The organism is Aquabacterium sp., assembly GCF_041909175.1.
Lineage (GTDB): Bacteria > Pseudomonadota > Gammaproteobacteria > Burkholderiales > Burkholderiaceae_C > Aquabacterium.
Genome location: NZ_JAYRDZ010000017.1, coordinates 1 through 2,269 on the forward strand (window position 1 = coordinate 1; position 2,269 = coordinate 2,269).

3 protein-coding genes are annotated in these 2,269 nt (G+C 61.3%); all 3 read left to right on the top strand.

The annotated features are described in order from the left end of the window. Positions 1-89: 89 nt before the first annotated feature. Positions 90-1,079, top strand: coding sequence for a TRAP transporter substrate-binding protein (locus ACE3PH_RS15900; protein ID WP_374320862.1), 990 nt, complete (start codon positions 90-92; stop codon positions 1,077-1,079). 95 nt (positions 1,080-1,174) lie between these two features. After that, complete coding sequence (locus ACE3PH_RS15905; protein WP_374320864.1) at positions 1,175-1,690, top strand: TRAP transporter small permease; 516 nt, start codon at positions 1,175-1,177, stop codon at positions 1,688-1,690. Between the two features lie 23 nt (positions 1,691-1,713). Continuing rightward, positions 1,714-2,269 (top strand): TRAP transporter large permease subunit (locus ACE3PH_RS15910; protein ID WP_374320866.1); only part of this gene is annotated, 556 nt, incomplete at its 3' end.

A 2,269-nucleotide genomic window follows, 5' to 3' on the forward strand; every position in this document is an offset into this window, starting at 1 on the left:
CTGTTGGTGAATGGTCAGCAAGCCTGTTACAAGAAAATTACAATGCCTTCGTCACTTTTCCTCACCAACGCCTTACAAGGATGAATCCCATGATGCCTTTCCGCCGCTCCCTTCTTGCGACCTGCGCTGTCTCGGCCTTGGCCGCCACGACCAGTGTGGCGTTTGCGCAGCAAGCTCGGGAGGTGAAGGTGGGCTACGCACTGGCCGTCAACTCGCACTACGGTGCCGGTGCGCAGGCCTGGGCCGACCATGTGGAGAAGGCGACCGGCAACGCTTTCAAGTTCAAGCAGTTTCCCTCCAGCGCCCTGGGTGGCGAGCGCGAGCTGATCGAAGGCCTGCAACTGGGTACGGTGGAAGCCATCCTCGTTTCCACGGGGGCGCTGAGCAACTTCGTGCCGGAAATCGGCGTGGTGGACATTCCCTTCCTGTTCCGCGATACCGCCCATGCGCGCAAGGTGCTCGATGGCGATTTTGGCCAGGACCTGCTGACCAAGTTCAAGAAGCGCGGCCTGATTGCCCTGGCCTGGGGTGAGCAGGGCTTCCGCCATCTGAGCAACAACAAGCACCCGGTGAACAAGCCCGAAGACCTCAAGGGTCTGAAGATTCGCACCATGGAGAACCCGGTGCACATCCTGGCTTTCCGTACCATGGGCGCGTCGCCCACCCCCATGGCCTGGCCCGAGGTGATTGGTGCCCTGCAGCAGGGCACCATCGACGGTCAGGAGAACCCGCTCTCGGTCTTCGTTTCAGCCAAGCTGTGGCAGGTGCAGAAGAACCTGACACTGACCGGCCACGTCTATGCGCCGATCGCGCTGGTGGTGTCGCCCGCCTTCTTTGGCAGCCTGACGGACGCCCAGAAGACGGCCTTCATCGAGGGTGCCAAGATCGGCGCCCAGGCGTCGCGCAAGTTCGTGGATGACGTCGAGAAGAAGGGTGTGGACGAGATCAAGTCGCACGGTGTCAATGTGGTGACCCAGGTGAACAACGCACCCTTCCAGGCAGCCCTGACCCCTGCCTACAAGCAGTATGCGGCCAAGTACGGGCAGAAGACGCTGGACCAGATCGCTGCGGTCAAATAAGCGGCGCTTGCTCGTTTTCTCCCTTGATCGCCCGGCCTCGCCCGGGCGTTTGTTTTCACTCCTGATGGCCAGGCGCCCCTGGTGTTGCACCAACTATGTTGAACCGCATTGAACGCATCCTTGTGGCCTGCAACCGCTGGTTGCTGATCCTGTTGCTGGTGGCCATGGCCTGCATCGTCTTTGCCAATGTGGTGCTGCGCTACACCACCGGGGACTCCATCGTCTGGGCCGAGGAGGTGGCGCGGCACCTGATGATCTGGGTCACGTTTCTGGGGGCGGGGCTGGTGCTGCGTTTTGGTGGCCACGTCGCCATCGACAACCTGCACCAGGCCGTGAGCACGCGTTCCGCGCGCTGGCTGCGCACGGTGGTGGCAGTCGGCATCGGTGTTTTCTGTCTGGTGATGACCTATTTTTCGGTCCTCTACGTCTGGGCAACGCGCTTCCAGACCACGGCGGCCACTGACATCCCGATCTCCTTCATCTACCTTGCGATGCCGATGGGGTTTTTGCTGATGTTCGTGCACCTGCTGTTCATCGTGCGCGGTTATATCGCCGATGGCAGCTATATCGAGTCCGGTGAAATGGATGCCGAGGCGGCAGCCTCCCTCTGACCGACCGACACCAAAGACAGGCCATGACTCTCACTCTCTTCATTGCCGCCGTCGTGCTGATGGCGCTGGGCTTTCCGGTCGCTTTTGCGCTGGCCATATCGGCGGCATTGGCGGTGTTCGTTGGTGGGCGCTATCCGCAGCTTGTGGTTTTCAAGGAGATGTTCACCGGCATCGACAGTTTTCCGCTGATGGCGGTGCCGTTCTTCATCCTGGCGGCCGAACTCATGTCAGGCGGCGCACTGACGGCGGTGCTGCTGCGCTTTGCTGCCCAGTTCGTCGGTCATCTGCGGGGCGGGCTGGGCTATGCCAATGTGCTGTCGCTGACACTGTTCTCGGGCATTTCCGGCTCCGCACTGGCCGATGCGGCCGGCCCAGGCTCCATGATGGTCAAGATGATGGACAAGGCCGGCTACTCGCGTGCCTATGCTGCGGCACTGACATCGAGCACGGCTATCGTGGGCCCGATCATTCCACCGTCCATCAGCATGATCATCTATGCCATGCAGGATGAGCAGGTGTCGGTGGGCGGGCTGTTCATGGCAGGCTTTTTGCCGGGCCTTTTGATCGCACTGGCCATGG

What these genes read in the sequence shown, in the direction of transcription:
- ACE3PH_RS15905 (WP_374320864.1), top strand. Translation starts at nt 1,175, where the DNA reads ATGTTGAACCGCATTGAACGCATCCTTGTGGCCTGCAACCGCTGGTTG.
- ACE3PH_RS15900 (WP_374320862.1), top strand. Translation starts at nt 90, where the DNA reads ATGATGCCTTTCCGCCGCTCCCTTCTTGCGACCTGCGCTGTCTCGGCC.